This window comes from Terrisporobacter sp., assembly GCF_017888745.1.
Classification (GTDB): domain Bacteria; phylum Bacillota; class Clostridia; order Peptostreptococcales; family Peptostreptococcaceae; genus Terrisporobacter.
In genome coordinates this window covers 1-1051 of record NZ_JAGHFM010000391.1, presented here as the reverse complement: position 1 = coordinate 1051, position 1051 = coordinate 1, and the positions used below count along the sequence as shown (strand labels likewise).

Genomic DNA, 1051 nt, shown 5'->3' with positions numbered 1-1051 from the left:
TTTAATCAACTCTTTTAATATTGTAAATACTTTTTCTTTGTGCGGTAATTTATCCTTAAATAATAAAGCAAGCATTGCTATAACCCAAGATGCTGAAACTATACCAACAAATGTATTAACTACAGTTGCTCTTATATTATTGATAGATACTATTTTTTCATATTCTCCGGTTAAGAATTCTATGTTATCTTCTTTTTCCACTAAATTAAAATTTCTACCTATCATGATTTCATTTTTTAATCCAAATTCATTTAGTATATCTACACCTAAATCTAAATTTGCTATTATTCCATCTCTTCTAGTTGTTGCACTGTTTAATAAACCTTTTGTATCTCCCTTAAATTTAATTACTGGAGATAATCTTCTCTTGTTACTATAATCTAAAGTACTTGGAAACTCACTTACTATATAAATAACATCATTTTCATTTACCATATTAAATACTTCTTCTAAATAAGCATTTATATTTTTTAAAATTTGTTTTTTCATTTTATAATAAGTTTTTTCATTTAAATTAGATTTGTATTCATCTAATCTATATGTATCTCCCAGTTCTATAAATAGAGCATCGCTTTTATCATAGTATGACTTTGTCTCACTTAGTAGAGTATCATAGTTTGTTCTTATACCAAAAGGCATTGAATAATCTTCTATATTGATATTATCAACATTACCAGATTCTACTCTTCCAAGTGTATCCATGGCAACTAATCCAAGATTTCTTATTTTTACAATATTTCCATTTTCAACAATATCAGTATTACCTAATAAAGCAACTTTTTTATTATTGTCAGATAATGTTTGTCCTAGTAATCCTAATGTTGAACCATAAGTTCCTTTTTCTGCATTATTATTTATAGACTTGTTTATAAATATATTGTTTATTTCTTTTGTTTTGTTGCCTGTAGAAGCTGTATATAATCCTCCATTTTCTTCTGTTAAATTTTCAAAAGAAATCATTTCACTATTAACTACATTAGCTCTTCCACCAGCACCTATACTAGCATAAGACCTTTTATCATCATTTCCCTGGTCTCCTTTAATATTCATT

Annotated in this window: 1 pseudogene; it reads right to left on the bottom strand. The window is 26.1% G+C overall.

Annotation, left to right across the window (positions count from 1 at the left end):
- Positions 1–1051 (bottom strand): annotated as a pseudogene (locus J7G74_RS16335) (hypothetical protein); the annotation flags it as partial.